The sequence below is a fragment of the Vibrio sp. 10N.261.46.E11 genome, from assembly GCF_041472735.1.
GTDB lineage: Bacteria > Pseudomonadota > Gammaproteobacteria > Enterobacterales > Vibrionaceae > Vibrio.
Genome location: NZ_JBFRQW010000006.1, coordinates 1 through 26,089, shown reverse-complemented (window position 1 = coordinate 26,089; position 26,089 = coordinate 1). Strand labels below are relative to the sequence as shown.

The following is a 26,089-nucleotide window of genomic DNA, read 5'->3' as shown; positions in this document are numbered from 1 at the left end:
AAATCCTTGTGGGAGTAACTTGCCACGTTGCGCGATATTCTGCCTGAATACAGGGGCTTATGCTTGTTATTTGTTGTTACCGAATCTTAAGGTTAACAGTCAAAAATCAACTAAGCAGACAGTTGCTCTGCTAAAAATGCGTCTGTTTCATCTCGGCTTGGAATAGAGGTTTGAGCGCCAAAGCGAGTCACTGAAATAGCAGCCGCGGCATGAGCAAACTTAATCGCGCGCTCAAGTGGCATATCTTCAAGCAAGCCTGTCACCAATGCGCCGTTGAAGGTATCACCAGCAGCGGTTGTGTCTGTCGCTTCAACACGGAAACCTGCGATTAGCTCGCCTTTGTCGTTTTTACTTACCCAAACACCTTTGGCGCCAAGTGTGATCATCACAGTCTCGATGCCTTTCGCGTGCAAAGCCAAAGCTGCCTGATGAGCGGATGCGCTGTCAGTCACGGTAATGCCTGTTAGTACTTCAGCTTCAGTTTCGTTGGGTGTGATCACATCAACACAAGCAAGCAATGAATCCGATAATGGACGAGCAGGTGCCGGGTTTAGAATAACTTGAGTGCCACTCTCTTTTGCTACTTTTGCTGCGTATTCAATGCCTTCAATTGGCGTTTCAAGTTGAGTTAGAAGGTATTTAGCGCCGCGAATCTTCTCTAGATGCGGTTCAATTTGGTCGCAAGTCAGCTTGTTGTTGGCTTCAGCAGAAAGGCAAATACTATTTTCACCTGCTGCGGATACTTGGATCATCGCGATGCCTGTAGGTGTGTTGTCTGCAACGATAACACTATCGATGTTAATGCCGTCTTTGGCGAAGTCTTGACGAATATTGATGCCAAATGGGTCGTCACCGACACAGGCGATAAAGCCGATATCTGCGTTTAATCGCGCTGCAGCTACCGCTTGGTTTGCGCCTTTGCCGCCAGGGATGACCTGATAGTTACCGCCAATCAAGGTTTCACCCGGACGAGGGAAAGAAGGAACTTGCAGTACGTGGTCAGCGTTAACGCTACCTAAAACAATCAGTTGAGTCATGATACGAGCCTTATGATATATCGTATTTGAAAATGCATGGGTCTTTCTCATGGTGTTGAGTGCGCTCTCGTTTGTGAGCGGTATGAGAAACAGCGATGCACTGTCGGTTTTTGCTTAGTGTCTGGAGTCAGTGAGCTAATGAGCAGGGAGATAGGGGACTCCCTGCTTAATTAGATTCCAGAGTTAAACTAAGTTATCTGGTAATAGACAAGATTACTTAGCGATGATTTTTAGAGGTACTGGTACGTACTCGTCTACTGTTTCGCCTTTCAGTACTTTGTCTGCCATTTCGATACCTAGAGAACCGATTAGGTCAGGCTGTTGTGCAACTGTAGCGCCAAGTAGGCCACGGTTAACTGCTGCGATGCCATCGTCTGTGCCATCAAAGCCAACGATCATCACTTCTTTGCCAGAAGCTTGAACTGCGCGAAGTGCACCTAGTGCCATTTCATCGTTCTGAGCGAATACTGCTTGTACATCTGGGTTAGCAGCAAGCAAGTTTTCCATTACGTTCAGACCTTTAGTACGGTCGAAATCAGCTGGTTGGCTTGCTAGAAGCTCTAAGTCACTGCCGTTTACTGCGTTCATGAAGCCTTCACCACGTTCACGAGCCGCAGAAGTACCAGCAATACCTTCAAGTTGGATTACTTTTGCTTTTTCGCCCACTTTTTCCATGATGAAGTGACCTGCCATTTCACCGCCGATTACGTTATCAGAAGCGATGTGGCTCACTACGTCACCACGGCTTGCGCCACGGTCTAGTGTTAATACTGGGATGTTTGAACGGTTAGCCATACGAATTGCGTTAGACACAGCATCTGAATCCGTTGGGTTAATCAGGATAGCCTTAACACCACGAATGGTTAGATCTTCAATGTTCGACAGCTCTTTGCTTGGGTCGTTTTGAGAATCAAGAACGATAAGCTTGTAGCCTAGCTCTTCTGCTTTCGCTTCTGCGCCATCTTTCATGGTTACAAAGAATGGGTTATTCAGTGTAGACAGAACGATTGCCATTGTATCTTGTGCCTGTGCAGACACAGATACTGTTGTAGAAAGAAGGGCAGCAGAAATAAGAGTCGCTAATTTTTTCATGGTGTAAGTCCTTTATGTAGGGTGAGCTAGGTTGGATAACCCTAGCTCGTTGTTACATTATTTATAGATTTAATGTTTATAGGTTTGTTACTGATAGATCTTTTCATTAAAGGTGCTTTTTCTATGGGTTTTCTATAGATAAAGCAGGGTGTTGCATTGACTCAAACTAGAGTCTTATTTGTTTTTGTTGTCGACCAATACTGCCAGAAGAATAACCACTGCTTTTGCAATCATCTGGTAGTAAGAAGATACGTCTAATAGGTTTAGGGCGTTGTTTAGGAAGCCGATTATCAGTGCACCAATCAATGTACCCATGATGCGACCACGACCGCCTGCTAAGCTTGTGCCGCCAAGAACCACGGCTGCGATGGCGTCTAGCTCATAACCCATACCTGCGGTAGGTTGAGCAGATGACAAGCGAGAGGCCACAATGATGCCAGCCACTGCAGCTAGCAGGCCACAGATTGCGTAAACGCCGATTTTTACTTTGTCTACATCAATACCTGATAGGCGAGTTGCTGATTCGTTGCCACCCAGTGCGTAAACGTATCGACCAAAGCGTGTGTGGTTAAGTAGGTACCATACCGCTGCAAATACCACGACCATGATCCATACCGGAACTGGGATGCCCATTGCGTAGCCTGTACCGAACCAAGCGAATGCGTCTGCTGTGTCAGTGAAGCCTGTTGAGATAGGGCGACCGTCGGTGTAAACCATGGTTACGCCGCGAAGTAGTGTCATGGTTACAAGCGTTGCGATGAAGGCTTGAACTTTACCCTTAGCGATAATCACACCGCTAATAGCACCTAATGCTGCACCAGCTACTAGAGCGGTTGGTACTGCGATCATGACAGGGATTTCCATGCCAATCATGCTGGCTGCGAACGCGCCACAAAGTGCCAGTACAGAGCCGACACTCAAGTCGATACCCGCGGTTAAAATAACCAGTGTCATACCTACTGCGATAATCGCGTTAACCGAGGTTTGACGCAGGATATTCAGAATGTTGTCGACAGTAAAAAAGTTTGGGTTTAAGAAAGAAACGACAACAATCAGGAAGATCAAAGCAATCAATGACTTTTGATCAATCAGCCATTCTTTGCTGATTAATGGCTTTTTCTTTGGCGCTTCAGTTTCAGTTGTTTTGCTCATGGTTTTAGTACTCATGCTGCGTCCTCGTTGATCTTTTTACCGACCGCACACGCCAGTAATAATTCTTGGTTTGCTTCTTTAGCATCAAATTCACCGCTTACACGGCCTTCATGCATCACCATGATGCGGTCACTCATTCCTAACACTTCAGGCATTTCAGATGAGACCAAAATAATGCTCATGCCATCGGCTTTAAACTTATTAATGAGTTGGTAAATCTCTTTCTTAGCACCGACATCGACACCACGCGTTGGCTCATCGAGAATCAATACTTTTGGTTTTGTCATCAAGCCTTTAGCGATAGCTACTTTCTGTTGGTTACCACCAGAAAGGTTGCCAATGATTTGCTCGCGAGTCGGGGTCTTGATGTTGAATAACTTGATGAAGTCATCAACCGCCATTACTTCATCTTTATGTTGGATTTGACCGCTCTTTGTCAGTAGGTCAAGTGAACATAAAGACATGTTTTCTTTAACAGAAAGGCCTAGAACTAAGCCATCGCCTTTACGGTCTTCAGAGATGTAAGCAATGCCATTCGCCAAGCCATCTTTCGGGCTTACCGGGTTAATGGTTTTGTTTTCTAAGTTGATGACGCCGCGTTCACTCGGAAGGGCACCGTAAATCACTTTCATCAGTTCGGTACGACCTGCGCCCATTAGGCCAGATACACCCAGGATTTCACCGCGCTTTAGCGTAAAGCTCACGTCATGAACACCAGAACCAGTCAGGCCAATAACTTCAAGGCAGGTTTCACCGTGGCTTTGGCCGATACGTGGATATTGTTCGTCCAGTTTACGGCCAACCATCATCTCGATCAGACCATCTTCGTCGGTGTCTTTTACTTCACATTGACCAATGAACTTACCGTCACGAAGCACTGTGATGTCATCACAAATCTCGAAGATCTCTTTCAAGCGGTGAGAGATGTAAACAATGCCGCAGCCTTCAGAACGCAGCTCGTTAATCACCTTAAATAGCGACTCAGTTTCAGTATCGGTTAGTGCATCCGTTGGCTCATCCATGATGATGACCTTAGATTCAAACGATAGGGCTTTCGCGATCTCTACCATTTGTTGTTCACCAAGGCTTAGCTGACCTAAAGGTGTTTTTGAACTGTGTTTTACGTTAAGGCGTTTAAGTAGCTTGTCTGCTTCTTGGTACATTTCGTTCCACAAGATACGACCCATAGTCCCAGTGATTTCACGACCTAAGAAGATATTCTCGGCGATGGTTAGCTCAGGAATTAGGTTCAATTCTTGGTGAATGATACTAATGCCAGCTTGTTGTGAATCACGTGGTCCTTTAAATGCTGCGGGTTTACCTTGGTATGCGATAGTGCCGCCATCCAAGTGGTAAATGCCGGTGAGCACTTTCATCAACGTTGATTTACCTGCACCGTTTTCCCCCATTAACGCCATTACGCGTCCTGGGTAAACGTTGAGGCTTGCCTTATCCAGTGCTTTCACACCTGGGAAGGCTTTCTCAATTGAGCTAAGTTCTAAAATGGCTTGAGTCATGTCGGTTCCTTTACTCGGGGCCAGTTGTATTTGATTGTTCTGCATAAATATTGCTTGGTTCAGTGATGACACTGAGCTGTCGTTACGCTTAGGTTCAAACGCTGAGCTTGAGCTAAAAGGTTACGCCAGCTTGGAAAATAACATTTGCGTATGGCGTGCATTCGCCAGTGCGAATAACCGCGCGGCTGTCATGCGTTCGCTCTTTGAATTCATCATGAGTGATGTAAGTAATCGAAAGCGATTTGCCGCAACGCGCTTCTTCTGTCTTAACTAAATCAATCAGTGCAGCGTGATGGTCTGGGCTTACTTTCGCAAACTCTTCTGCAATCACAACGCCTTCTATCTGAGATTCATCCAGCATGGTTTTTACTGTTTGCTGAAAGCTCGGAACACCATGAGTTAAAGCAAGATCAATACGAGTTACGTGATCTGGAATCGGCAAGCCCGCGTCACAAATCGTGATTTCATCTGTGTGGCCAAGAGTCGCCACTAAGTAAGAGAGTTCAGAATTAATTAGAGTACTTTTTTTCATATCACGACCTATCGAAAAATAACGTTTAATGGGTTGAGAACAACTCAAGAAAAACCATCGAAACGTTTCGATAGTGATAATAGTGTTTGATTTATCATTTGCACGTTTGATTGTTTTAGAGTGTGATGATGATCATCGAAACGTTTCGATGGGGCGTTTTTTAGTGATCTTAATCAACGCCATTGATTGCATAAATACGTTCACAATGGAGATATAAAGAGTGCGCTACGGCTTGTTGCTCATACAGTTTTGACACAATGTAGCGCCACTTAAATTTAATTAAGCGGGGTCGACCGATAAAATGTAGCCAAATTTGGTGATTGTGGTTATCTGAATGTCTGCTGCTCTTAAGCGCGTAAAAACATTACGCAGATTATAGATGACGTTAGCAAGTATGTGAGGAGAGGTGAGTTCCCCTTCCCAGCACATATCAATAATATCTTCCCTAGAAACGGGATGCCCTAGGTTTTCTGCCAGTAAACAGAGCACCGAAAGTAGGTGAGGGCGTAAAGTGATTTTATTCCCCTGTTCATTAGTAATCGTTCGAGAGTCAGTATCAATGATTAAGCCGTTGAGCTCTATTGTGTGGTTCATCGTGTTTCTATTCGTCTTATTCTGAATGGTTGAGATTGAGTTAAGTCGCAAGCTACTAAAGCGTGTGGATTATGCAAAATCACGCCACTCTTGAAAGTAAGCTTGCGTAAGTGCGAGGTGGAAAAACCTAAAAACCGGATGATTTGGAAGGGAATAGGTTGTTCAAACAAACGTTAGGTTTTTTTTATTTCTTTGTTATTCAGGCTTTTATGATGTTTTAACTAATCCTGTTGGCTGGGGTTATAAAGTGATTACATTTTTTTTTATTTTTTTGTTTTCTGTGAGCCTATCATGCTCGCGAATTCGACGGGGCGTCGGTTGGCTCAACCCGTTTAGCTAAAGTGAAAGGCCGCAGTTTTTGACTGCGGCTTTTTTATGTTTAACTCTAGGCTTCACGGATATGCGCGGTAACAGATACGATGGCATGGTCGGTACTGAATTGGTCGTGTTCAAAACTAGGATTAATCAGGTGATGGTCTAACACTGTGTAACTAGAGATCTCCATCAAGCTTGATGAGTTCTGACAATCGAACTCGTTCGACATCAAAATGTAGTCCAGTACAGACCCAGAAGCGCCGTAGTAATGGGTTGGTTTACGCTGCTCAAGCAAGTCTTCTTCATACAATTGATGATAGAGATCCCAACTGTCTTTTAGTCGAAAGTGCGACAACCAATGTCTGCTCGCTTCATCTCGATTCAATGAATAGCTAAGAAGTCCTTTGAACTCATCATGAAACAGTGGTTTGTTGAAGTCACCCATTAACACAACCGGTTGATCAGTTTGGTGACGCTGATTAGTAATGTACTGATGCAGCATCTGAGCTTCTAAGCCGCGCTGAACGCTAGATAACCAAGACCCAAGTTGTTCCTGATAAAGCTTAATCAAGGTGTCACTTTTCGGCTTTTTGTTATCAGAGGCTTCTGAGGCTTTGGAACTATCAGCGTTATCTAGAGTGTGATTTTTTGGTTCGGTTGCTCGCTGAGATTTGAAGTGTACCACATAACAATCAGTCGAGCCCAAGTGAGGAAGCGTAATGGTCGCGTGGACAGGCGTTCGGTTGAATGAAAAATTGTCACTAAGATTGAAGGCTGTAAGTAACTCTGAATCTGGTTTAACTGGCTGTACATTTTCAATCGGGTAGCGAGAGGCGATACCCACGACAGGAGAGGTATATAGGTAATCATCTTCAACATGCGGGCAATCGACAACCGCAAAGTGCGGATAACCCAGATCATTCATTAACCGCTCTAAAGACTGCGGGCTAAATATCTCTTGGAAGCCAATCACATCACAATCTAATGAACGAATCGCGTCTGCTATCCATTGTTGCTTCTTCTGCCACTCTTCGAAGCTATAGATGTTCTCAAAATCATAATAAGCATTCGGTGGTTCGAGGTAGTTCAAAAGGTTGAACGTTGCGAATGTTATGTAGTTTGGTTTGTTCAAAGTGTCATTCCATTTAGACCTAAGCAGCAAGGATACTCGAGTAAAGTATAGTTTGTTGATTATTTAGAACCTAAATTTCACTTTCAAAGCGAATCAAAGCGAATCAAAGCGAATCAAAGCGAATCAAAGGGAATCTAAACTGTGGAGGTTTATGTCATTCACGCTAGAGCAATCTCCGTGCTTCTTCCTTACCCCGTCCTTTCCAACACCACCAAGCTAATTAAGGAATCAAAGCGATCAGCGTTAACTGCATCCAATAGTTTCGAGCGGTGACGAGTAATTTGTAAATAAACCGTCAGAGATGAAGTGCTGATGGTTTTATTAGTTATTACATGATGTTAGATTTGAACCTATACTTGTTTTAACGGCATGCATTCAAAGCCGATTAATCAACTTGAATATCGAATTCATAACATTTGAAGGGAGAGTCAAATGGGAACAGTTTTTCGACGCAAAGCCTCGCAGCGCACTCAGTTTTTCAGGTCTAATTTAAAGCCCTGTGCAGTTATGCTGCCGCTTATTGTTTTACACCCCTCCGTTACTTACGCTTCTGGTACCCAATCAACTCCTGCTGTCACCGTTATTGAAACTACACAATTGGTTGGTTTTGGTGAAGCAAAATATCCAGCCGATTTTACTCACTTTGATTACGTTAATCCTGATGCGCCAAAGCAGGGCAAAGTGACCTATGGCAGCATAGGTACCTATGATAGCTTTAATCGATTCGGTTCCCGCGGCGTTGCTGCAAGTTATACCGGAGAGATTTACGATACCTTGATGTTTTCTCCGAGCGACGAGATTGATGCGTACTATCCATTGATTGCTTCAAAGGTTCGCTACGCCAGTGATTTCACTTGGATGGAAATCGACATCAACCCAAATGCTAAATTCCAAGATGGAAAACCAATCACGGCTCATGATGTTGCCTTCACCTTTGATAAGTTTTCAAAAGAAGGAGTGCCTCAATATCGCGTGTATTACAAAGAAATCGAGTCTGTGACGGCTGTCTCTGATTTGGTTGTTCGTATTGAGATGGATAAGCCAAACCGCGAGAAGTTGTTCAGCTTTGCCCAAGGCACTCGTGTATTGCCAGAGCATTATTGGAAAGATAAAAAGCTGTCTGAGCCTCTAAGTGAGCCGCCAGTCGGCAGTGGTCCCTATAAGATTATCAGCTATAAATCGGGTCAAAGCGTGACTTACGGTTTAGATGAAAATTACTGGGCTGCGGATCTGCCAGTCAATATTGGTCGTAATAACTTCAAAGAAGTGCAGTACGATTACTACCGTGACGACACGGTAATGCTGGAAGCCTTTAAAGCAGGGGAGTTCGATCTTCGAACCGAGAACTCGGCTAAGTTCTGGGCCAATTCATACACGGGCGTGAACTTCGATAAAGGCTACATCATTAAAGAAGAGATCAACCACGAGAAGCCTGAAACGGCTCAAGGTTTTGTCTTCAACATTCAATCTCCGGTGTTCTCTGACCCTAAGGTGCGTGAAGCGTTAACCTATGCGATGGACTTTGAGTGGATGAACAAGAACATGTTCTATGGTCAGTACAAACGCACTCGTAGTTACTTCCAAAACACCGACTATGAATCGAAAGGCTTGCCAAGCGAAGCTGAAGTAGAGTTGTTGTCTCAGTACAAAGATCAGATTCCTCCGCGAGTGTTTACCGAAGAATTCCAACCACCAGTCACCGATGGTAGCGGTCGTATTCGTAGCCAGATGCGTACTGCTTTCAAGCTCTTGAAAGAAGCGGGTTGGGTGCTGAAAGACAAAGTGATGACCAACGAAAAGACGGGCAAGCCGATGTCATTTGAGTTGTTGATTTACAGCCCAACCACAGAGCGTATTGCAACGCCTGTTCAGAAGAATCTCAAGCGCATGGGTATCGAGATGAAGATACGTACCATAGATACCACTCAGTACATCAAGCGTCTTCGTGACCGTGATTTCGATATGGTCTCTTCGTCATTTTCTGCAAACCCTTATCCTAGCCCGAACTTAATGATTGTGTGGAACTCTAACTACATTGATTCTACTTACAATACTGCAGGTGTGATGGATCCAGTGGTTGACGCGTTAACAGAACAAATCGCGAGCAATCAACAGAATCCAGAAAAGCTTCTGACTCTAGGTCGTTCGCTAGACCGAGTATTGCAGTGGAATTTCTACAACATTCCTCAATGGCACGTTGGTGAATATCGCGTAGCAATGTGGGACAAGTTTGAGCGTCCAGATGTATTGCCTAAATACGATTTAGGTATCGATACATGGTGGATTTCAGAAGAGAAGGCGGCATTGCTTCCTGAAAAACGTCGCTAGGAGTTAGTTAGCATGGCCGCGTATATATTTCGACGTTTATTGTTGGTGATCCCCACATTGTGGGCGATCATCACCATCAACTTCTTCATCATCCAGATTGCGCCTGGAGGTCCGGTAGAACAAGCCGTTGCTCAATTAGAAGGGCATAACTCTGGCATCATGGAGCGCTTTTCTGGTGGTGGACAAGAAGTTGATTTAAGCGAAAGTGACCAAGCGTCTGCCAGTGGCTATAAAGGCTCTCGTGGGCTTGATCCTGAAGTGGTTGAAGAGATCAAAAAGCAGTTTGGTTTTGATAAGCCGATCCACGTTCGCTACTTTGATATGTTGAAAAATTACGCGACCTTTAACTTTGGTGAAAGCCTGTTTAAGGGCGGTAACGTGATTGATTTGATCATTGAGCGTTTACCTGTCTCCATTTCCTTGGGGTTGTGGAGTACGTTAATCATCTATGTGATTTCGATACCCTTAGGCATTATGAAGGCGATACATCACGGTTCTCGCTTTGATATTTGGTCGAGTGCGGTGGTGATTGTCGGTTATGCGGTGCCGGGCTTCCTGTTTGCAATAATCCTGATTATTTTATTCGCAAGTGGTAACTACTTCAGTTGGTTCCCATTGCGTGGCTTGGTGTCGAGTAACTTTGATCAGCTCAACTGGTATCAACAAATTGGCGACTACTTCTGGCACTTAGCCTTACCTATTTTTGCGATGGTCATCGGCGGCTTTGCCACACTCAGCATGCTGACCAAAAACTCCTTCCTTGATGAAATCAATAAGCAATATGTGGTGACCGCGCGCGCGAAAGGTTTGGATGAGAGCAGCATTCTTTATAAGCACGTTTTCCGTAATGCCATGCTGATCATTATTGCGGGTTTCCCAAGCGCATTTATTAGTATTTTCTTCACGGGATCTATGTTGATTGAAGTGATGTTTTCACTCGAAGGCATTGGCTTACTTGGCTTTGAATCGACCATTCAACGTGATTATCCCGTGGTGTTCAGCTCTCTCTATATCATGACCTTACTTGGCTTGGTGCTGAGCATTATCTCCGACCTGACGTATACCTGGGTTGATCCTCGAATTGATTTTGAAGCGCGTTAATGGCGAACGAATAACAAGGTATTGATAATAAATGTTTAACAACCCTTTAGCTGAAGCTCGTTGGTTACGTTTTAAAGCAAACAAGCGTGGTTTTATCTCCCTTTGGATATTTACCATTTTGTTTGGATTGAGCCTGTTCGCTGAGATCATCGCCAACGATAAGCCACTCTTGGTTTCTTATGATAATCAGTGGTTTGTGCCTGTTATCAATGAATACGCCGAGACGGAGTTTGGTGGAGAATTTGAAACTGAAGCTGACTATAAAGACCCGTATGTTATTGAGCTCATTGAAGACAGCGGTTACATCGTGTGGCCAATCATTCCGTTTAGCTACGACACGATAAACTTCGATATTTCAGGTGCGGTGCCATCTGAACCTGATTCTGTGAATTGGCTGGGAACCGATGATAAAGGGCGAGATGTACTAGCTCGCATCATTTATGGCTTCCGTATTTCCGTTCTATTTGGTTTTATTCTGACGATTGTATCGAGCGTGATAGGTGTCGTCGTCGGTGCAACACAAGGTTACTACGGTGGTTGGGTTGATCTATTCGGACAACGCTTCATTGAAGTGTGGTCTGGTATGCCGACCCTGTTCTTACTGATCATTCTATCGAGCTTTATTGAGCCGAATTTCTGGTGGCTGCTTGGGATTATGGTGTTGTTCAGTTGGATGAGTTTGGTGGGTATTGTTCGTGCTGAATTCTTACGCTGTCGAAATTTCGATTATGTGCGTGCCGCGCAGGCTATGGGTGTTGACGACAAACGCATTATGCTTCGTCACATGCTGCCCAATGCGATGGTTGCATCGTTAACCATGATGCCGTTTATCTTGTCTGGTTCGGTAACCACACTGACTTCGTTAGACTTCTTGGGCTTTGGTCTTCCTGCGGGTTCGCCTTCATTAGGTGAGCTTTTAACGCAAGGTAAAGCGAACTTACAAGCGCCTTGGCTTGGTATCTCTGCTTTCGTCGTGCTTTCACTGATGCTTACATTGCTCGTCTTCGTGGGTGAAGCAGTACGTGACGCCTTCGACCCACATCAACAGAAGTAAGGATAAGTTATGACTTCAAATACAGCTCCTACTTCAGGGTCAACAGCAGAGGCTTCTAATGTATCTCCAGTTCTGACCATAGATGAATTGTCTGTCGGTTTCGGGCGTAAAGACTCGATAGAACAAGTGACGCAAGATGTCTCGTTGGAGATATACAAAGGTGAGACACTCGCGCTGGTGGGCGAGAGTGGCTCCGGTAAATCGGTTACAGCTAACTCGATTCTAAAACTTTTGCCTAAAGGTTCGTCGCACTACTTAAACGGTAAGATTAACTTCTCTGGTACCGATATCCTGAGTTGTTCTGAAAGACAGCTGCGCGGGATTCGTGGCGGCCGTATTGGAATGATCTTCCAAGAGCCTATGGTTTCGCTTAATCCACTTCATCGAGTCGGCAAGCAACTGGTTGAAACTCTTTCTATTCACCGAGGAATGCGAACCAATAAAGCGCAAGCCTTGGCGATAGAGTGGCTTTCAAAGGTTGGCATTCGATACCCAGAGCAAAAGATTTCAGCCTACCCGCATGAGTTGTCTGGTGGAGAGCGTCAACGCGTGATGATCGCAATGGCACTAATCAACGAACCTGAGCTACTTATCGCTGATGAGCCGACAACCGCATTGGATGTATCGGTACAAGCGCAGATCCTCGACCTCCTAAAAGACTTGCAGCAAGAGCTGGGTATGGCGATGCTTTTCATCACCCATGATTTGAGTATTGTTCGTAAAATTGCCGATAGGGTTGCGGTAATGAAAGATGGTCGCTTAGTTGAAAGTAACGACTGTAAAACGCTGTTTAACGCGCCTGCTCACCCTTACACTCAAAAGCTCATCAATTCCGACCCAAAAGGTTTACCTGTTCCCGTATCACCAGAAAGCAAACCTCTGCTTGATGTAAACCAACTGCGTGTTTGGTTCCCGATTACTGGCGGTCTGTTCAAGCGAACCATTTCGCATGTGAAAGCCGTCACCGATATGGAGTTCACCCTGAAGAAAGGGCATTCCATCGGCCTAGTCGGTGAGAGTGGCTCTGGTAAATCAACAACCGGTATGGCGATATTGAAGTTGGTGGAGAGTGAAGGTTCAATTACCTACGCTGACGAACAAATTCAAGGCTTAAACCGTCAACAGATGCTACCGTTTCGAAGCCGTATGCAAGTGGTCTTTCAAGACCCGTTTTCTGCGCTAAATCCGAGAATGTCGGTCGCGCAAGTGATTGGCGAAGGCTTGTTAGTACATCAACAATTGGACGACACTGAACTCGACCAACGCATCTGCGATGTAATGAAAGAGGTCGACCTAGACCCTGAAACTCGTTACCGATATCCGAATGAGTTTTCGGGCGGTCAAAGGCAGCGTATTGCGATTGCTCGTGCTCTGATCCTTAAGCCAGAGTTTATACTGCTCGATGAACCAACATCGTCACTTGACAGAACGGTACAAGCGCAAGTCCTAGACTTACTGAAGTCATTACAAGAAAAGTATGGCCTGACTTATCTGTTCATTAGCCATGATTTGAATGTCGTGAAATCCCTATGTCATTACACGATAGTGGTGAAAGCCGGAGAGGTGATAGAGAAGGGCGATACGGAAACCTTATTCGGCAATCCGCAACATGAATACACTAAACAACTGGTGAGCCTCTCGAATGTTGGTGGGGCTTTATAGCGTGGGGAGTTTGTTTAAAACAAGTGAACTCTGGTTGAATTCAACATGGTCATTTACTTGTTTTACGATTACACTGCGCCCAATATTCCAGAAGTACATATTTAGGTAGAGGTCACCATGGACCAAGAACATTACGAAGACGCTGATTACGAAGGCCAAGAGCTGGGCGAAGAAGGCGAAGAGATTGAAATCGAAGCAATTGGTATTGATGTTTCATCACAGCCAATCGAACTCTACAAGGTGTTTAAAATTGCTAACCTAGTGAGTGGTGGCGGTGAAGCTAAACACATCATCTCTGAAGGCTACGTAGCGGTAAATGGTGAGCTAGAAACGCGTAAGCGTCGCAAAATGTACGATGGTGACTTCTTTGAATTCAACCAAGAATACTATGTAGTGGTGTGTGATCAACCAGTACAAGAAGAATCAGAAAAGCCGAAAAAGAAAGACGCGCCTAAAAAAGACAACAAGGCGAAGAAAGGTCAGTCTAAAAAGGATTCTAAGAAGAAAGAATCTAAGAAAAGCAAAGCAGAAATGCTAAGCGCAACGGCTGAACCAAAGAAAGAGAAAAAAGAGAAGAAGAAAGAAAACAAACCGAAAAAGAAAGCGGATACGCCAAAGCCAACACGTGACGATAAAAGCGGCCGTAACTCGATTGAATTCTTCTAAACTAGATCTCTAAATTACGGCTCTAAACTGCTTTTCTAAAACTATTCTTTTAAAACGAAATTTTTTAAAATTATTTGTGTGAACACCAAGCAACGTTAGACCTAGGTTTTACGTTACGCAGATATCAAAGGCTCACTAGCTAGTGAGCCTTTTTTGTATCGCCAAATTAAACCTAAACCAATCTGGTACAAGAACAGAATTTTTTCAGAGTGGGGCTCTTCAGGTTGGCGATATTCACTTCTTAGTCTTCATAACTCAGATATTGAATACACAAATCGTGGAAGGCTTGAGCTTGTGGCGAGATCGTACGATCAGACAGTCTGAAAATGCCGATTTGTCGTTGCAAGGGTGGGTCAATTAGCGGAACCCACACCAAGCGGGTTTCATTGGTTGGGAAAGCCAGTTTAGGCAGCGTGGTCACGCCTATCCCAAGCTCTAACACCGAAAACAGGGAAGTAATGTTCTCTACTGAATACAAAGCTTGTTCGCTGAGCATTCGTGCAGGTGTTGGGTCAAGTAGGGTACAAGTCCCGTTGCGAATGAAGGGTTGTTTTAACAAAGTTTGCCATTCAATTCCCTCTCGTTGAGAGGCGATAGGGTTGTCTTTGAGGCAGACCACACCGATAGGATCGGAAAGTAAAGGCGTGAAGTCGATACTCTCTTCTTCTAAATGGGAGCTATTTCCGAGGGCAACGTCCACCTCTCCAGACAATAATCTCGCTTCCACACCTGCCGCATTATCATCAATCAAGCTGACTTCTACATTAGGGTACTGCTCACAAAAAGCCCCTAAAACGCTAGGGATTAGTTTTGCGGCGACCGATGGCACGCTCGCTATTCGAACTCTTCCTTGTTGTCCTGCCGCGGCTGCGCGCAGGTCATTGTCTAATGCCTTGTAAACATTCAGGAATTGAATGATTTTTGGCAGGCATATTTCCCCGAAAGGTGTCAGCGTTGATTTGTTGCCTGTTTCAAACAGTGGCTGGCCAAGTATTTTTTCTAGCTCTTTTATCGACGTAGAAAGTGCCGCTTGCGATCGATTTGCACGGTGAGATGCTGCTCGAAATCCGCCTTCTTCGACCACTAAAACAAAATGTTTTAACTGTTGTAGCTTAATACTCATGGCACTAATCCTTCTCTAGCCCTTGCTATACCTTACTTTTTGAAAGGTGATAGATTTTATTTATCAAATGCACAAAATTTACCGTTAGATTTATCAGCCGTCAAGGTGCAGTATTTAACCATCTTGAAACATAGTTGTTACAAAGTTGGATGGAATCGTGAACGCACAAACTAAAAAATACCCAGTAAAAACCGAGCTTTTCGCTTCAAAAGCACCACTAGAGTGGGCAATCGTTAATAACGGCACTCTATACACAGCGCAGATTCCAATTGATGAAACTGGCGCAGTAGTAGAAGGCGGTATCGAAGCGCAAACGCGTCAGACTTTTAACAACCTTGTTCATACGTTGGAGTGTGCAGGCGAATCTATGGATTCAGTGCTGCAAGTTCTGATTTACGTGACAGACCGTGAATATCTAAAAACGGTCAACAGCGTATACGGAGAATACTTCAATGCACCTTATCCAAACCGTGCTGCGGTCGTCGTTGCAGGGTTAGCAAGAGAAGAAATGTTGGTTGAGTTCGTGGTTTACGCATCGGCGTCTCAACCTGAATAATTCGACTGTGAACTAAGGCTATTTGCGGATCAAAACTCTTTTAAATTGAAGTGGTTTATTGATACAAGCGACTTGGTTCACTTTAGAAACAAAATATACATCTTATTTTAGCAATTAATTACCTGAATATTAACAGTTTGTTAATTAACCAGATGGTTGCCAGACTCAACCGCAACCTAACCGTTACAAGGACAGAATGATGACTCAATTACAGAATGTTCAAGCAGAAAACGCACTTTACATTGGCGGCGAATGGCAAGCGGGTGTAAGCACCGTTGCGAACATTAACCCATCAGATATTTCTGAAAACATCGGTAACTTCGCACAAGCAAGTGCTGACCAAGTTCAACAAGCGATTTCAGCGGCGAAGAACGCTCAACCAGAGTGGGAAAAAACGCCTATTGAACGTAAGCAAGCAGTACTTCAAGCAATCGGTGATGAGCTGATTGCACGTTGTGATGAGCTAGGTACGTTACTTTCTCGTGAAGAAGGTAAGCCTTTTGCTGAAGGTCGTGGCGAAATTTACCGTGCAGGTCAGTTCTTCCAGTACTTTGCGGCTGAAGTGCTTCGTCAAATTGGCGACAACGCAGAATCAGTACGCCCAGGCGTTTCTGTAGAAGTGACTCGTGAAGCGGTGGGTGTTATCGGCATCATCTCTCCTTGGAACTTCCCGACCGCGACTGCTGCTTGGAAAATCGCTCCAGCGCTTGCTTTCGGTAACAGCGTTATCTGGAAACCAGCAAACCTAACACCAGCAAGTGCGGTTGCACTAACTGAGATCATCCACCGCCAAGGTATCCCTGCAGGTACGTTTAACCTTGTACTAGGTAGCGGTTCAACGGTAGGTGATGCACTGATCAACTCCAAAGAAGTGAACGGTGTGAGCTTTACCGGTTCGGTTGATACGGGTCGTAAGGTTGCGGCTGCTACAGCGCCAAACTTCGTTCGTTGCCAACTAGAAATGGGCAGTAAGAACGCACTTGTGGTTGCTGATGATGCGGATATCCAAACAGCTGTTGATGCGACTATCGCAGGTTCGTTCTCTGGCGCGGGTCAAAAATGTACAGCATCTTCTCGTCTAGTGGTTATGGATGGCATTCACGACCAATACGTTGAAGCACTGATCAAACGTATGAGCGAGCTTAAAGTGGGTCACGCACTAGAAGACGGCGTATTCATGGGCCCTGTTGTCGATGGTAACCAACTTGAAGCAAACCTTGGTTGGGTTGAGAAAGCACGTCAAAGCGGCGGTGAGCTAGCATTTGGTGGCGAACGCCTAAGCATGAAACACGAAGGTTTCTACATGTCTCCAACGCTGTTCTTGAATACTAAGAACGATTGGGAAGTGAACCAAGAAGAAGTGTTTGCACCAATGGCAAGCGTGATTCGTGTAGCCGACTTAGAAGAAGCTATCGCGACAACAAACGATACTCGCTTTGGTCTAACGGGCGGCATCATTACTCAAAGCCTACGTACTAGCGCAATGTTCAAGCAACAAGCGCAAACAGGTTGTGTGATGGTGAACCTACCAACAGCAGGCACCGACTACCACGTACCGTTTGGTGGTCGTAAAGAGTCTAGCTTCGGTCCTCGTGAGCAAGGTCAGTACGCGAAAGAGTTCTACACAGTAGTGAAGACAGCTTACCAGCGTCCTTACTAATCAACTTTCTATATAAGAGTTGGATAGCTGAAGATATTAAGTTTCTAGCTATCCAGCTATCGAATTGGCCTGATTCACAGAGTCAGGCCAACATCCCAACCAAAGCAGCAAACGAAATTAGACAAGTGATTTAACCCATTTTTGAAAACATGTTATTTGAGCGTGTTTTCAAAACCGAGCTAGAACACTGAGCTTTCAATAGGAGTGGTTATGTACCAGCAACGGATTGTTATAGATGGATTGCAATACTGCAATTGGAACAGAGAATATTTCCAAACACTAAAGGCGAGCGGCATTACAGCAGTTCACGCTACCGCGGTTTACCACGAGACAGCTCGTGAAACCTTATCTCGCTTTGCAGAATGGAACTTAAGATTCGAGCAGAATGCAGACATTATCATACCGATTCATTCAATGGCTGATGTTGAAACTGCAAAAGCGACCGGCAAAGTCGGCATTTTCCTTGGTGCTCAAAACTGTTCTCCAATCGACGATGAGATTGGTCTTATCGAAGTGATGCGCAAGCAAGGTCTTTTGATCATGCAGCTTACTTACAACAACCAGAGCTTATTGGCGACGGGTTGTTACGAGAAGAACGACACTGGTATCACGCGCTTTGGTAAGCAAGCGATTGAAGAGATGAACCGAGTGGGCATGATCATCGATATGTCTCACAGTGCGGAGCGTTCAACGCTTGAAGCGATTGACCTGTCTTCTCGTCCTATTTGTATCAGCCACGCGAACCCAACGTTTGCTCATGATGCACTACGAAACAAATCAAACGATGTGATTAAAGCCCTAACCGAACGCGGTGGCTTAATTGGATTCAGCTTGTACCCATTCCACCTACCAAATGGCAGCCAATGTACGTTGGAAGATTTCTGCCAAATGGTTGCGACGACCGCTGACATGGTTGGCGTAGAACACCTAGGTATTGGTAGTGACCTATGCTTAAACCAACCTCAAGCCGTTCTTGAATGGATGAGAAATGGTCGTTGGTCTAAAGCAATGGACTACGGTGAAGGCTCTGCGAACAACTCAGGTTGGCCAGATGCGTTGCCTTGGTTCTGTGGTAGTGCGGGTATGGAAAATATTTATAACGGATTGATGCGTCATGGTTTCAGCGAGTCTGAAGCTGGGCAAGTCTTGGGAGAAAACTGGTTTAACTTCTTGAAAGATGGCCTAGAGCCTCAAAGTAAGGGTTAAGTGCTTTCTCACTAGTAATCATCGAATTAGCAGCCTTCTAATTAACCTTCATTTAGAAGTGCTGTTGTTACCAATTTCACTATTCAAAAGGAACAACGGTCTATTTCGCAACGCGGTAACCCAAACATGGATTAGCCTGCCCAACACAAAAAACAATAGGGCAGGTGTTAAATACACCTCTTGTAGTCATCATTAAAATGACAGCTGCAAAGAAACCTCTGGAGTCAGAGTATGTCTGATTTAACCAATAGCGTGAAATCTTCAAACGTAAATGCGGGTCAAGCACACACAGCAAGCAACAAAACAAGTAACACAAACCCGTCTGAATCGACTTCAGACAAATTAGGACTTACCAACCCAGCATTATGGTACAGCGGCGGTTTTATCGCTCTGTTCGTAACGCTTGCTTTGTTTGATGGGGAGCTACTCTCTACCCTAGTAAATACAGGCTTTGCTTGGTCGGTAAAAGTGTTCGGCCCTTATTGGCAAATGCTTCTTCTTCTGACTTTTCTTATTGGTCTTGGCCTGGCGGCAGGGCGAACAGGCAAGGTTATCCTAGGCGGCATCGCGAAACCTGAAATGGATGGCTTCCGTTGGATGGCAATCATCTTCTGTACGCTACTTGCGGGCGGTGGTGTATTTTGGGCGGCAGCAGAGCCTATCGCACACTACGTTAACCCACCACCGTTGTATGGTGCACAAGAAAACGCACAGCAAGGCGCAGTGAATGCTTTATCACAATCATTCATGCACTGGGGTTTCCTAGCATGGGCTATTGTGGGCAGCTTAACGTCTATCGTGGTTATGCACCTTCACTACGACAAAGGCTTGCCTCTTAAACCTCGTATTTTGCTTTACCCAGTTTTGGGCGAAAGAGCACTGAAAGGCCATACCGGCGCACTGATTGATGCATGTTGTATTGTCGCTGTAGCGGCGGGTACTATCGGTCCGATTGGCTTCTTGGGCTTGCAAGTCAGCTACGCTCTGAATGAACTGTTTGGTATTCCAGATGGCTTCACAACTCAGCTAATCATTATCTTGTTCGCTATCGTGCTTTACACATTGTCGGCATTAAGTGGTCTCAACCGCGGAATGCAAATGCTAAGTCGTTACAACGTAATTTTAGCAATGGCATTGATGGTCTACATTCTGGTCTTCGGTCCAACAAACTTCATTTTCAATGGCTACATCCAAGGTGTAGGCAGCATGATAGATAACTTCATCCCAATGGCAACATACCGTGGTGACGAAGGTTGGTTGAGCTGGTGGACAGTGTTCTTCTGGGGTTGGTTCTTAGGTTACGGCCCAATGATGGCAATCTTTATCGCACGTATTTCACGCGGTCGTAGTATTCGCCAATTGGTATCAACCATCAGTCTTATTGCGCCGTTTGTAACATGTTTCTGGTTCACCATTGTAGGCGGTTCTGGCCTTGCGTTTGAAATTGCAGACCCAGGCAGCGTAAGTAAAGCGTTCGAAGGCTTCAACTTACCAGGCGCGCTACTGGCGGTAACTCAGCAGCTACCTATGCCAATGCTTATCTCTATTCTGTTCTTGATCTTAACCACGATCTTCATCGTAACGACCGGTGATTCGATGACTTACACCATCAGTGTGGTAGTCAGTGGTGAGACTGAGCCTAACGCAATTATTCGTACTTTCTGGGGTGTGATGATGGGGGTAACTGCATTGATTCTGATTTCCCTAGGTTCAGGCGGAATCTCTGCGCTGCAATCGTTCATTGTAATCACAGCGGTACCGGTGTCCATAATCTTACTGCCATCGCTTTGGAATGCGCCTCAAATCGCAATCAAGATGGCAAAAGAACAGGGTTTGTAGAAGAGCCGAGTTTATAAAAGAGCAGGGTCTGTAAAGAAAACAGCCTGTAGAGAAAACGCTCTCTAAAAATGAAAGAGAAAAAAAGGTGTCAGCCTTTGAAAGAAGGCTGACACAAGATTCCGAAAGGAAGAGGAAACCCGTACTGGTGAAGATACACCGGGCGGCACGTATTTAGGTCAATCGATCTAGTCAGGACAAATAATAAGGGGTGAGTTCACTTACCCCAAATAACGTGAAAGCTAACCAACACACTGTAAAAACGAATGCTTCAAATGATGGCAACGATCGGTTCTGAATGGCTAGCAAAATCCTATAACTATAAGGTGGTGAGCAAAATGGATGCACATCGTTCTACCTACACTGAATCAGCACTACGTGACGCGACTGTCGTCATGGCACCGGAAAGGCTAGGTGCAATGCACCAAACACGTATCAGCTTCGTTAGAACTCTGATTCGTAAAATGGCGCAGCAAGAATGGAAAGTGACGAAACATGAGTGGCAATTAGACGCTCAGGGTTTTGGTCATGTTATCTATAAGCTAGCGACGCCAAACCATGTTTATCATTTGGTTGTTTTCTGCGATGAGATTGCAGATGACGAACGAAATGACCGTGTAATTGCTGAAAAGTGGGACGTAACGTTTGCGCTTGTTCTTGGTGATGTTGATGTCACCCTACTTGAAAGACTTCGTGCGAATGTACCGCTTCAAGAAGCCGGCCGTAATCCTAACAATGTGCTTGTTTTAGCGCGTGCAAACAAAAGTGTACGTGTGTTTGAACATATCGTGAGTCACCTGGCTAAAGGTGTTCAACCAACGCCCAAAGAACTGGCTGAAGTAGGCTACATCCTGCGAACCACTGCCGTTTATGGTAATGGCAAATTTGGCATCGCTGATTTTAAAATCTTAGAGAAAAATGAAGATTTTAATCAGTCGTTTAGCGCGCAAATGTGTGCGGTGTATATGCTGCGTGAGTTCAGCTTAGACTGGGTTCATTACCTAGCCGAACAACAGGGCGGTGAACAAGCGATTACCTTGCATCGAGGATTACAACGTTACCTTGGTGTTGGTAATGCAACTGGTTTAGGCATGGCGCCATACCTTATTAACCACCCTAGTATTGTCGATCAGTGGATGACGACCCGTGAACATGCATTGGCGGACGTGTTGTCCAGTGAGACTGATACGGCGTTGATCGAGCCACTACGTACCTTAGTTAAAAAAGCGATTTGTCATTTAGAACAAGTCGTTACCATCAATGAAACACAGCAAGAGCTGAACAAAGCTGCTGTTGATGATTTGAAGCACACAGAACAATCATTAGAAGCTTCTGTCAGCCTGTGCGATACATGGTCGCAGTTAGTCGAGCAATCTAAGCAAATGAGTATGGAAGCCCAAGAAATCCTTATCTCATGTTTGATGGAATTGTACCCAGAATTAGTGGACGCCCATCAAGAGCAAATGAATTGCAGCGAAACACTGTCGCTTCCTAGCGGCAAAAAGATTCAAGACCTTCTGGTTGTACTAGAAGAAAAGTACCGTTGGGCGATCACGACCGACTTTACTAAAGCAGAAAACAACTACTGGTTCTGGTATCGCTCTCAAGACAAAGAAGAGCCAAGACTCGGTGTTCGAGGTGAAGAGCTAGGTGAAGAGCGTGAATTGCCGTTGGATATTGGCCGTCAAGCTTATCGTTTGTACCATGCTTTATTGCAATTTGCGCCTGAGCTTTCATTGGCCGAATTCCTTGTTAAACAGCCGCAACACCGTGCAATTGCGCGCCGTGTGTGGACGCTAGGTAACAAAGCGATGGGTGACATTCAAATGAATGTGCTGCATCAAGATTCGCCACCAATGCACTTACTGCGTTGTAAGCTAGCAATGTTTGGTGCGACTAAATTTGATCCTCGCTCAGATCGTTGGGTACGAGTGACGTTTTTCCAAGGTGCGCCACTGCTTGATGAAATTCATCAGGACGAATGGGTGTTCCCAGTCTTACCAAGTGAAGCACCAAGTGAAGCGGAGCTCGCTGACTCACAAAAAGCTACTACACATATCAACGCTCAACATGGAGGTAAATCGTTATGATCGTTTCTCACAATGAACTGGTAGCGGCCGTTAATAAAGCCTTTTTGGGTATGCGTCGTACATGTGGTGAAGCCGATGTGATAGCGAACATGGTGGCAGATTTACAAATGGTGGGTTTGGATGGTGTTCGTCATTTTAACAATGCGAGCAACTTTATGGGGTTAGAAGACGATTGCCCTGTAGACATTCAAGTGCGCAGCGATAACGCTGTTGAAGTCGACCTGCACAAGGCGAGCTTAGCGTGTCACCTTCCTGTGGTTATCGATTACGCCATTGAAAAAATGGTCGGCAAAAAGATGCTGAAAATTGAGTTAAATAACTGCCACAACCGTTGGTTGGCGTACAGCGAGCTTGTAAAGTTAGCTGCGAAAGGTATTGCGTGCATGGCACGTTGGGATAACGGCTCTAACCCTAAGAGCACTTTGTATGTGCTTAATCGTGGTTGCGTTGCTCCAGAACTGTTTTTATCAGATTTGCCACTGGCATCGTACGAACATATCCACAATATGACCATCGAACTTTCCGTCCAGGATTTCGATATCGAACGTTTGTCAGATGGCTACCAAACACACATTGAATCAGAAGCGCTTTTTAAAACTCAAGAGAAAGCGTGGAACGATGGCATTGAAGTTGATGATGGGGAGTGGGCGGCACTGAAAGAGACCGCTACCGCAATCCTAGTTCAGAGCAGCGAACGCTCGACTCAAGGTGCCGGTGAACTGACGGCTTCGTAGTCGCTAGATTTAATAGGTTCATTAGAACTAACAGGTTCGATAGATTAACAGCGAGTAAGCCAGTTAGTTTATCAACACAGATAAAACCAAAGAGCTTAACGTATCCTCACCTCGTTAAGCTCTTTTTATTTGTCTCCCGTTTTCATCATTTCTCTCAATAGACCGCCCCTTAAGCCTCCTGTTTTGAAACAAGTTGTTACGCGTATAAAGCTAATTGGGCGATTTAATGAAGTACCTTCACATTCAGGTTCAACAAACGGTTTCATTTACAAGCTAGTATGCGTATCTTGCTAAGGAAGGTGCCAACGGGCGCCGTTTTTATTCGTACCGATGACTTTAGAATCAGATAAAAAGGAATGAAGCGTGCAAGCTAACTTTATTGATGGAACCACCCTGTATCGTCAGCACTCGTTTGAGTTGCCACTCGACTATCAAGCAAAAGATGGACAACAGATCCAAGTCTTCGCACGTGAACTGGTTGATCTCGCTAAAGATGCGCAAGAGCTGCCGTGGCTTATCTACTTTCAGGGCGGCCCAGGCTTTCCATCTCCGCGTGTTAGTGGTCAATCAGGTTGGCTAAAGCGTGCATTGCAAAACTACCGTGTTCTGCTTCTAGACCAACGTGGTACTGGCAATAGCACCGTGATCAGCCATGAAACATTGGCCCATCTGTCTCCAGAACAACAAGTCGACTATTTAACGCATTTCAGAGCGGATAACATCGTTCGTGACGCTGAAGCGATTCGTGAACAGTTTGGTATTAAGCAATGGTCGACGATTGGTCAAAGCTTTGGTGGTTTCTGCACCTTGAGCTATTTGTCACTGTTCCCACAGAGCTTGCAGCGTTGTTATGTGACGGGCGGCATTCCGTCTATTGAGCGCGAAGCTGACGATGTTTATCGTGCGACTTACAAGCGTGTAGAAGACAAAAACAGAGCCTTCTTTGCTCAGTTCCCACAAGCGCAAGTTATGTGTCGTGAGATCTCTGATTACCTGCTTAACAATGATGTGAGATTGCCAAACGGTCAGGTGTTTACCGTTGAACAGTTCCAGTTGATCGGTATTAATCTTGGTGGCGGCGAAGCAAACCTTCCAATGTATTTCACACTGGAGAGTGCGTTTGTTGAAGTGAACGGAAGCAAGCAGCTGAGCTATAGCTTCTTAAATCAAATGCAGCAAGAGCAGGGCTACCTAACGAACCCAATCTACGCTATTTTGCATGAATCGATTTACTGCCAAGGTGCAGCGTCTAACTGGTCTGCACACCGAGTACGCGAGCAGTACCCACACTTTAACTACCAATCGGGTAGCGAGTTCTGGTTTACCGGAGAAATGGTGTACCCATGGATGTTCGACCAACTAGAAACGCTGAAGCCATTACGTGAAGCGGCAAATATGTTGGCCGAGAAGTCGGACTGGGGCTCTTTGTACAACGCAGAGCAGCTGAGTAAGAATACGGTTCCAATGGCATGCGCAGTTTACGCGGATGACATGTATGTAGAGCTGGATTACAGCCGTGAAACGCTAGCGAACATTCCAAACTCAAAAGCGTGGATCACTAACGAGTATGAACACAATGGCTTGAGAGTCGATGGTGAACGAATTGTAGATAAATTAATGACGATGGTCGAAGCGTTAGAGAACCTGCCAAAATAGTCAAACTCTCTGCGTAGGTTATCTACGTTAGAAGCTATCTACGTTAGGAATAAGATACGCTAGAAACAAGAAAACGCTGCATCCGTGCAGCGTTTTTTTTATGTCATCAAACTCTGTTTTACTCAGTATCGTATTGATTACTAAAGCGAGTAAAATAGAGAGTTTAAGAACCGGGAGGGATAGTTCCTAAACTCATTATGGTTGGATGACGATATCTTGATTTTCGGTAGTCGATAAGCTGGCGCGGTTCTGTTCGATAAGTTGAGCCGCATAAGAGGGAGTCACAGCTTGAACTTCGCCCTTGGAACGAATAGTTAGTGCTTCCCACGCATGATCACGGTATTTGCCTGTTTGTGTATATTCAATAAGTACTCTCATGATTCTTCAATCCGATGTGTGGTTAACGTGCTACTAACATTAGCGCCATTGTTGAGGTTGCACACCTGTTAAAAATGGAACATAAGATTAACCAAATGAGAATGCGTGTAGCTTGAAAAACAGGCCCAACTGCACTTAACCGTACTTATCGTAACCAACCGTCCTTATCGTAAATAGCGTCCATAAAAAAACGCTGCACAATGGCAGCGTTAAAGTTGAGAGCGGTTGAAGATTGTTTAGCTGTTTTCTAAGCCAACAATCTTGCGTGCAGACATCACTGCGCTATCCAAATCGGTCAATCTACCAGCACTTGCTGGACCAAGAACTGATGAATACAAAGCCAACTGCTTCTCAAATGATAAATCTAATTGGTTATATAGATTTTGGCGGATTTGAGCGTGTTGCTGTGGCTTTGCGCTCGACAGACCTTCCAATGTATCGTAGATGAGTGTAGTTGTATCCATATCTGTCCTCTGCTGCACCTTTATAAAATTTTGCGTATTATGCACCTGGTACTGTATTTGTTCTGCGAGATTGATCGCATTGTGTGCAGCTCTGCTTAATTGTGTAATCAGTTAGTTATAATTGTGTTGTGGTCTCAATCGTTGAGAGTGTCAGTTTGATAACAAAGAAAAGGAGACACGCTGGTCTAATGCCGTTCACTTAAG

At 44.9% G+C, this 26,089-nt stretch carries 22 protein-coding genes; 12 read left to right on the top strand and 10 right to left on the bottom strand.

Annotated elements, in window-relative coordinates; translation table 11 throughout:
* Nucleotides 1–110: 110 nt before the first annotated feature.
* The 7 genes from rbsK to AB4407_RS02845 form a co-directional block, all read right to left on the bottom strand.
* A complete protein-coding gene (gene rbsK / locus AB4407_RS02875; RefSeq protein ID WP_372118440.1) occupies nt 111–1,037 on the bottom strand; it encodes a ribokinase in 927 nt (308 codons plus the stop codon).
* A 213-nt stretch (nt 1,038–1,250) separates the two neighbouring features.
* Nucleotides 1,251–2,129 carry a ribose ABC transporter substrate-binding protein RbsB gene (gene rbsB / locus AB4407_RS02870; RefSeq protein ID WP_017060856.1) on the bottom strand — a complete coding sequence of 293 codons (879 nt, stop codon included), beginning with the start codon at nt 2,127–2,129 and terminating at the stop codon, nt 1,251–1,253.
* Nucleotides 2,130–2,303: 174 nt separating this feature from the next.
* The gene (rbsC, locus tag AB4407_RS02865) at nt 2,304–3,296 is read right to left on the bottom strand and encodes a ribose ABC transporter permease (RefSeq protein ID WP_009844905.1); all 993 of its coding nucleotides are present in this window, start codon (nt 3,294–3,296) and stop codon (nt 2,304–2,306) included.
* Nucleotides 3,293–4,798, bottom strand: a complete 1,506-nt coding sequence (rbsA, locus tag AB4407_RS02860) for a ribose ABC transporter ATP-binding protein RbsA (protein ID WP_102311686.1) — start codon at nt 4,796–4,798, stop codon at nt 3,293–3,295. Before rbsA ends, rbsC begins: the two co-directional genes overlap by 4 nt.
* Nucleotides 4,799–4,910: 112 nt before the next feature.
* Entirely contained in the window at nt 4,911–5,330 is a 420-nt protein-coding gene (rbsD, locus tag AB4407_RS02855) for a D-ribose pyranase (RefSeq protein ID WP_372118437.1), read from the bottom strand.
* Between the two features lie 279 nt (nt 5,331–5,609).
* Nucleotides 5,610–5,924 (bottom strand): transcriptional regulator, encoded by a 315-nt coding sequence (locus AB4407_RS02850; protein WP_372118434.1) that lies wholly within the window; start codon nt 5,922–5,924, stop codon nt 5,610–5,612.
* A 385-nt stretch (nt 5,925–6,309) separates the two neighbouring features.
* Nucleotides 6,310–7,371 carry an endonuclease/exonuclease/phosphatase family protein gene (locus AB4407_RS02845; protein WP_372118432.1) on the bottom strand — a complete coding sequence of 354 codons (1,062 nt, stop codon included), beginning with the start codon at nt 7,369–7,371 and terminating at the stop codon, nt 6,310–6,312.
* Between the two features lie 432 nt (nt 7,372–7,803).
* On the opposite strand from AB4407_RS02845, the gene AB4407_RS02840 reads away from it, so the two are divergent.
* From AB4407_RS02840 to AB4407_RS02820, 5 genes are all read left to right on the top strand, one after another.
* Nucleotides 7,804–9,699 carry an extracellular solute-binding protein gene (locus tag AB4407_RS02840; protein ID WP_372118429.1) on the top strand — a complete coding sequence of 632 codons (1,896 nt, stop codon included), beginning with the start codon at nt 7,804–7,806 and terminating at the stop codon, nt 9,697–9,699.
* A 12-nt stretch (nt 9,700–9,711) separates the two neighbouring features.
* Nucleotides 9,712–10,800, top strand: a complete 1,089-nt coding sequence (locus AB4407_RS02835) for a microcin C ABC transporter permease YejB (protein WP_004730359.1) — start codon at nt 9,712–9,714, stop codon at nt 10,798–10,800.
* Between the two features lie 31 nt (nt 10,801–10,831).
* Nucleotides 10,832–11,854, top strand: coding sequence for an ABC transporter permease (locus tag AB4407_RS02830; RefSeq protein WP_372118426.1), 1,023 nt, complete (start codon nt 10,832–10,834; stop codon nt 11,852–11,854).
* A gap of 9 nt (nt 11,855–11,863) precedes the next feature.
* The gene (yejF, locus tag AB4407_RS02825; RefSeq protein WP_372118424.1) at nt 11,864–13,516 is read left to right on the top strand and encodes a microcin C ABC transporter ATP-binding protein YejF; all 1,653 of its coding nucleotides are present in this window, start codon (nt 11,864–11,866) and stop codon (nt 13,514–13,516) included.
* Between the two features lie 117 nt (nt 13,517–13,633).
* The gene (locus tag AB4407_RS02820; RefSeq protein ID WP_372118421.1) at nt 13,634–14,182 is read left to right on the top strand and encodes an RNA-binding S4 domain-containing protein; all 549 of its coding nucleotides are present in this window, start codon (nt 13,634–13,636) and stop codon (nt 14,180–14,182) included.
* Nucleotides 14,183–14,423: 241 nt separating this feature from the next.
* On the opposite strand, the gene AB4407_RS02815 is transcribed toward AB4407_RS02820, so the two are convergent.
* The gene (locus tag AB4407_RS02815; protein ID WP_372118418.1) at nt 14,424–15,305 is read right to left on the bottom strand and encodes a LysR substrate-binding domain-containing protein; all 882 of its coding nucleotides are present in this window, start codon (nt 15,303–15,305) and stop codon (nt 14,424–14,426) included.
* Nucleotides 15,306–15,462: 157 nt separating this feature from the next.
* On the opposite strand from AB4407_RS02815, the gene AB4407_RS02810 reads away from it, so the two are divergent.
* The 7 genes from AB4407_RS02810 to AB4407_RS02780 all read left to right on the top strand — a co-directional run bounded on the left by AB4407_RS02810 (nt 15,463) and on the right by AB4407_RS02780 (nt 25,043).
* A complete protein-coding gene (locus tag AB4407_RS02810; protein WP_029224053.1) occupies nt 15,463–15,861 on the top strand; it encodes a RidA family protein in 399 nt (132 codons plus the stop codon).
* 199 nt (nt 15,862–16,060) lie between these two features.
* Nucleotides 16,061–17,521 carry an aldehyde dehydrogenase family protein gene (locus tag AB4407_RS02805; protein ID WP_372118415.1) on the top strand — a complete coding sequence of 487 codons (1,461 nt, stop codon included), beginning with the start codon at nt 16,061–16,063 and terminating at the stop codon, nt 17,519–17,521.
* Between the two features lie 210 nt (nt 17,522–17,731).
* A complete protein-coding gene (locus AB4407_RS02800; protein ID WP_372118413.1) occupies nt 17,732–18,727 on the top strand; it encodes a membrane dipeptidase in 996 nt (331 codons plus the stop codon).
* A 231-nt stretch (nt 18,728–18,958) separates the two neighbouring features.
* The gene (locus tag AB4407_RS02795) at nt 18,959–20,566 is read left to right on the top strand and encodes a BCCT family transporter (protein WP_372118411.1); all 1,608 of its coding nucleotides are present in this window, start codon (nt 18,959–18,961) and stop codon (nt 20,564–20,566) included.
* A gap of 272 nt (nt 20,567–20,838) precedes the next feature.
* Nucleotides 20,839–22,653 (top strand): hypothetical protein, encoded by a 1,815-nt coding sequence (locus tag AB4407_RS02790; RefSeq protein ID WP_371706968.1) that lies wholly within the window; start codon nt 20,839–20,841, stop codon nt 22,651–22,653.
* A complete protein-coding gene (locus tag AB4407_RS02785) occupies nt 22,650–23,387 on the top strand; it encodes a DUF3726 domain-containing protein (protein ID WP_372118408.1) in 738 nt (245 codons plus the stop codon). Before AB4407_RS02790 ends, AB4407_RS02785 begins: the two co-directional genes overlap by 4 nt.
* Before the next feature lie 363 nt (nt 23,388–23,750).
* On the top strand, nt 23,751–25,043 hold the full coding sequence (locus tag AB4407_RS02780) for an alpha/beta fold hydrolase (protein ID WP_372118405.1): 1,293 nt from the start codon (nt 23,751–23,753) through the stop codon (nt 25,041–25,043).
* Nucleotides 25,044–25,238: 195 nt separating this feature from the next.
* Here the strand turns inward: AB4407_RS02780 and AB4407_RS02775 are convergent, their stop codons facing one another.
* Both AB4407_RS02775 and AB4407_RS02770 read right to left on the bottom strand, forming a co-directional pair.
* Nucleotides 25,239–25,421, bottom strand: coding sequence for a hypothetical protein (locus AB4407_RS02775; RefSeq protein ID WP_017102586.1), 183 nt, complete (start codon nt 25,419–25,421; stop codon nt 25,239–25,241).
* A 236-nt stretch (nt 25,422–25,657) separates the two neighbouring features.
* Nucleotides 25,658–25,885 (bottom strand): PAS factor family protein, encoded by a 228-nt coding sequence (locus AB4407_RS02770; protein WP_004730426.1) that lies wholly within the window; start codon nt 25,883–25,885, stop codon nt 25,658–25,660.
* Nucleotides 25,886–26,089 lie beyond the last annotated feature (204 nt).

Coding starts and splice junctions, on each gene's coding strand:
- rbsK (WP_372118440.1), bottom strand. CDS start 1,037: ATGACTCAACTGATTGTTTTAGGTAGCGTTAACGCTGACCACGTACTG.
- rbsB (WP_017060856.1), bottom strand. CDS start 2,129: ATGAAAAAATTAGCGACTCTTATTTCTGCTGCCCTTCTTTCTACAACA.
- rbsC (WP_009844905.1), bottom strand. CDS start 3,296: ATGAGTACTAAAACCATGAGCAAAACAACTGAAACTGAAGCGCCAAAG.
- rbsA (WP_102311686.1), bottom strand. CDS start 4,798: ATGACTCAAGCCATTTTAGAACTTAGCTCAATTGAGAAAGCCTTCCCA.
- rbsD (WP_372118437.1), bottom strand. CDS start 5,330: ATGAAAAAAAGTACTCTAATTAATTCTGAACTCTCTTACTTAGTGGCG.
- AB4407_RS02850 (WP_372118434.1), bottom strand. CDS start 5,924: ATGAACCACACAATAGAGCTCAACGGCTTAATCATTGATACTGACTCT.
- AB4407_RS02840 (WP_372118429.1), top strand. CDS start 7,804: ATGGGAACAGTTTTTCGACGCAAAGCCTCGCAGCGCACTCAGTTTTTC.
- AB4407_RS02835 (WP_004730359.1), top strand. CDS start 9,712: ATGGCCGCGTATATATTTCGACGTTTATTGTTGGTGATCCCCACATTG.
- AB4407_RS02830 (WP_372118426.1), top strand. CDS start 10,832: ATGTTTAACAACCCTTTAGCTGAAGCTCGTTGGTTACGTTTTAAAGCA.
- yejF (WP_372118424.1), top strand. CDS start 11,864: ATGACTTCAAATACAGCTCCTACTTCAGGGTCAACAGCAGAGGCTTCT.
- AB4407_RS02820 (WP_372118421.1), top strand. CDS start 13,634: ATGGACCAAGAACATTACGAAGACGCTGATTACGAAGGCCAAGAGCTG.
- AB4407_RS02815 (WP_372118418.1), bottom strand. CDS start 15,305: ATGAGTATTAAGCTACAACAGTTAAAACATTTTGTTTTAGTGGTCGAA.
- AB4407_RS02805 (WP_372118415.1), top strand. CDS start 16,061: ATGACTCAATTACAGAATGTTCAAGCAGAAAACGCACTTTACATTGGC.
- AB4407_RS02800 (WP_372118413.1), top strand. CDS start 17,732: ATGTACCAGCAACGGATTGTTATAGATGGATTGCAATACTGCAATTGG.
- AB4407_RS02795 (WP_372118411.1), top strand. CDS start 18,959: ATGTCTGATTTAACCAATAGCGTGAAATCTTCAAACGTAAATGCGGGT.
- AB4407_RS02790 (WP_371706968.1), top strand. CDS start 20,839: ATGATGGCAACGATCGGTTCTGAATGGCTAGCAAAATCCTATAACTAT.
- AB4407_RS02785 (WP_372118408.1), top strand. CDS start 22,650: ATGATCGTTTCTCACAATGAACTGGTAGCGGCCGTTAATAAAGCCTTT.
- AB4407_RS02775 (WP_017102586.1), bottom strand. CDS start 25,421: ATGAGAGTACTTATTGAATATACACAAACAGGCAAATACCGTGATCAT.
- AB4407_RS02770 (WP_004730426.1), bottom strand. CDS start 25,885: ATGGATACAACTACACTCATCTACGATACATTGGAAGGTCTGTCGAGC.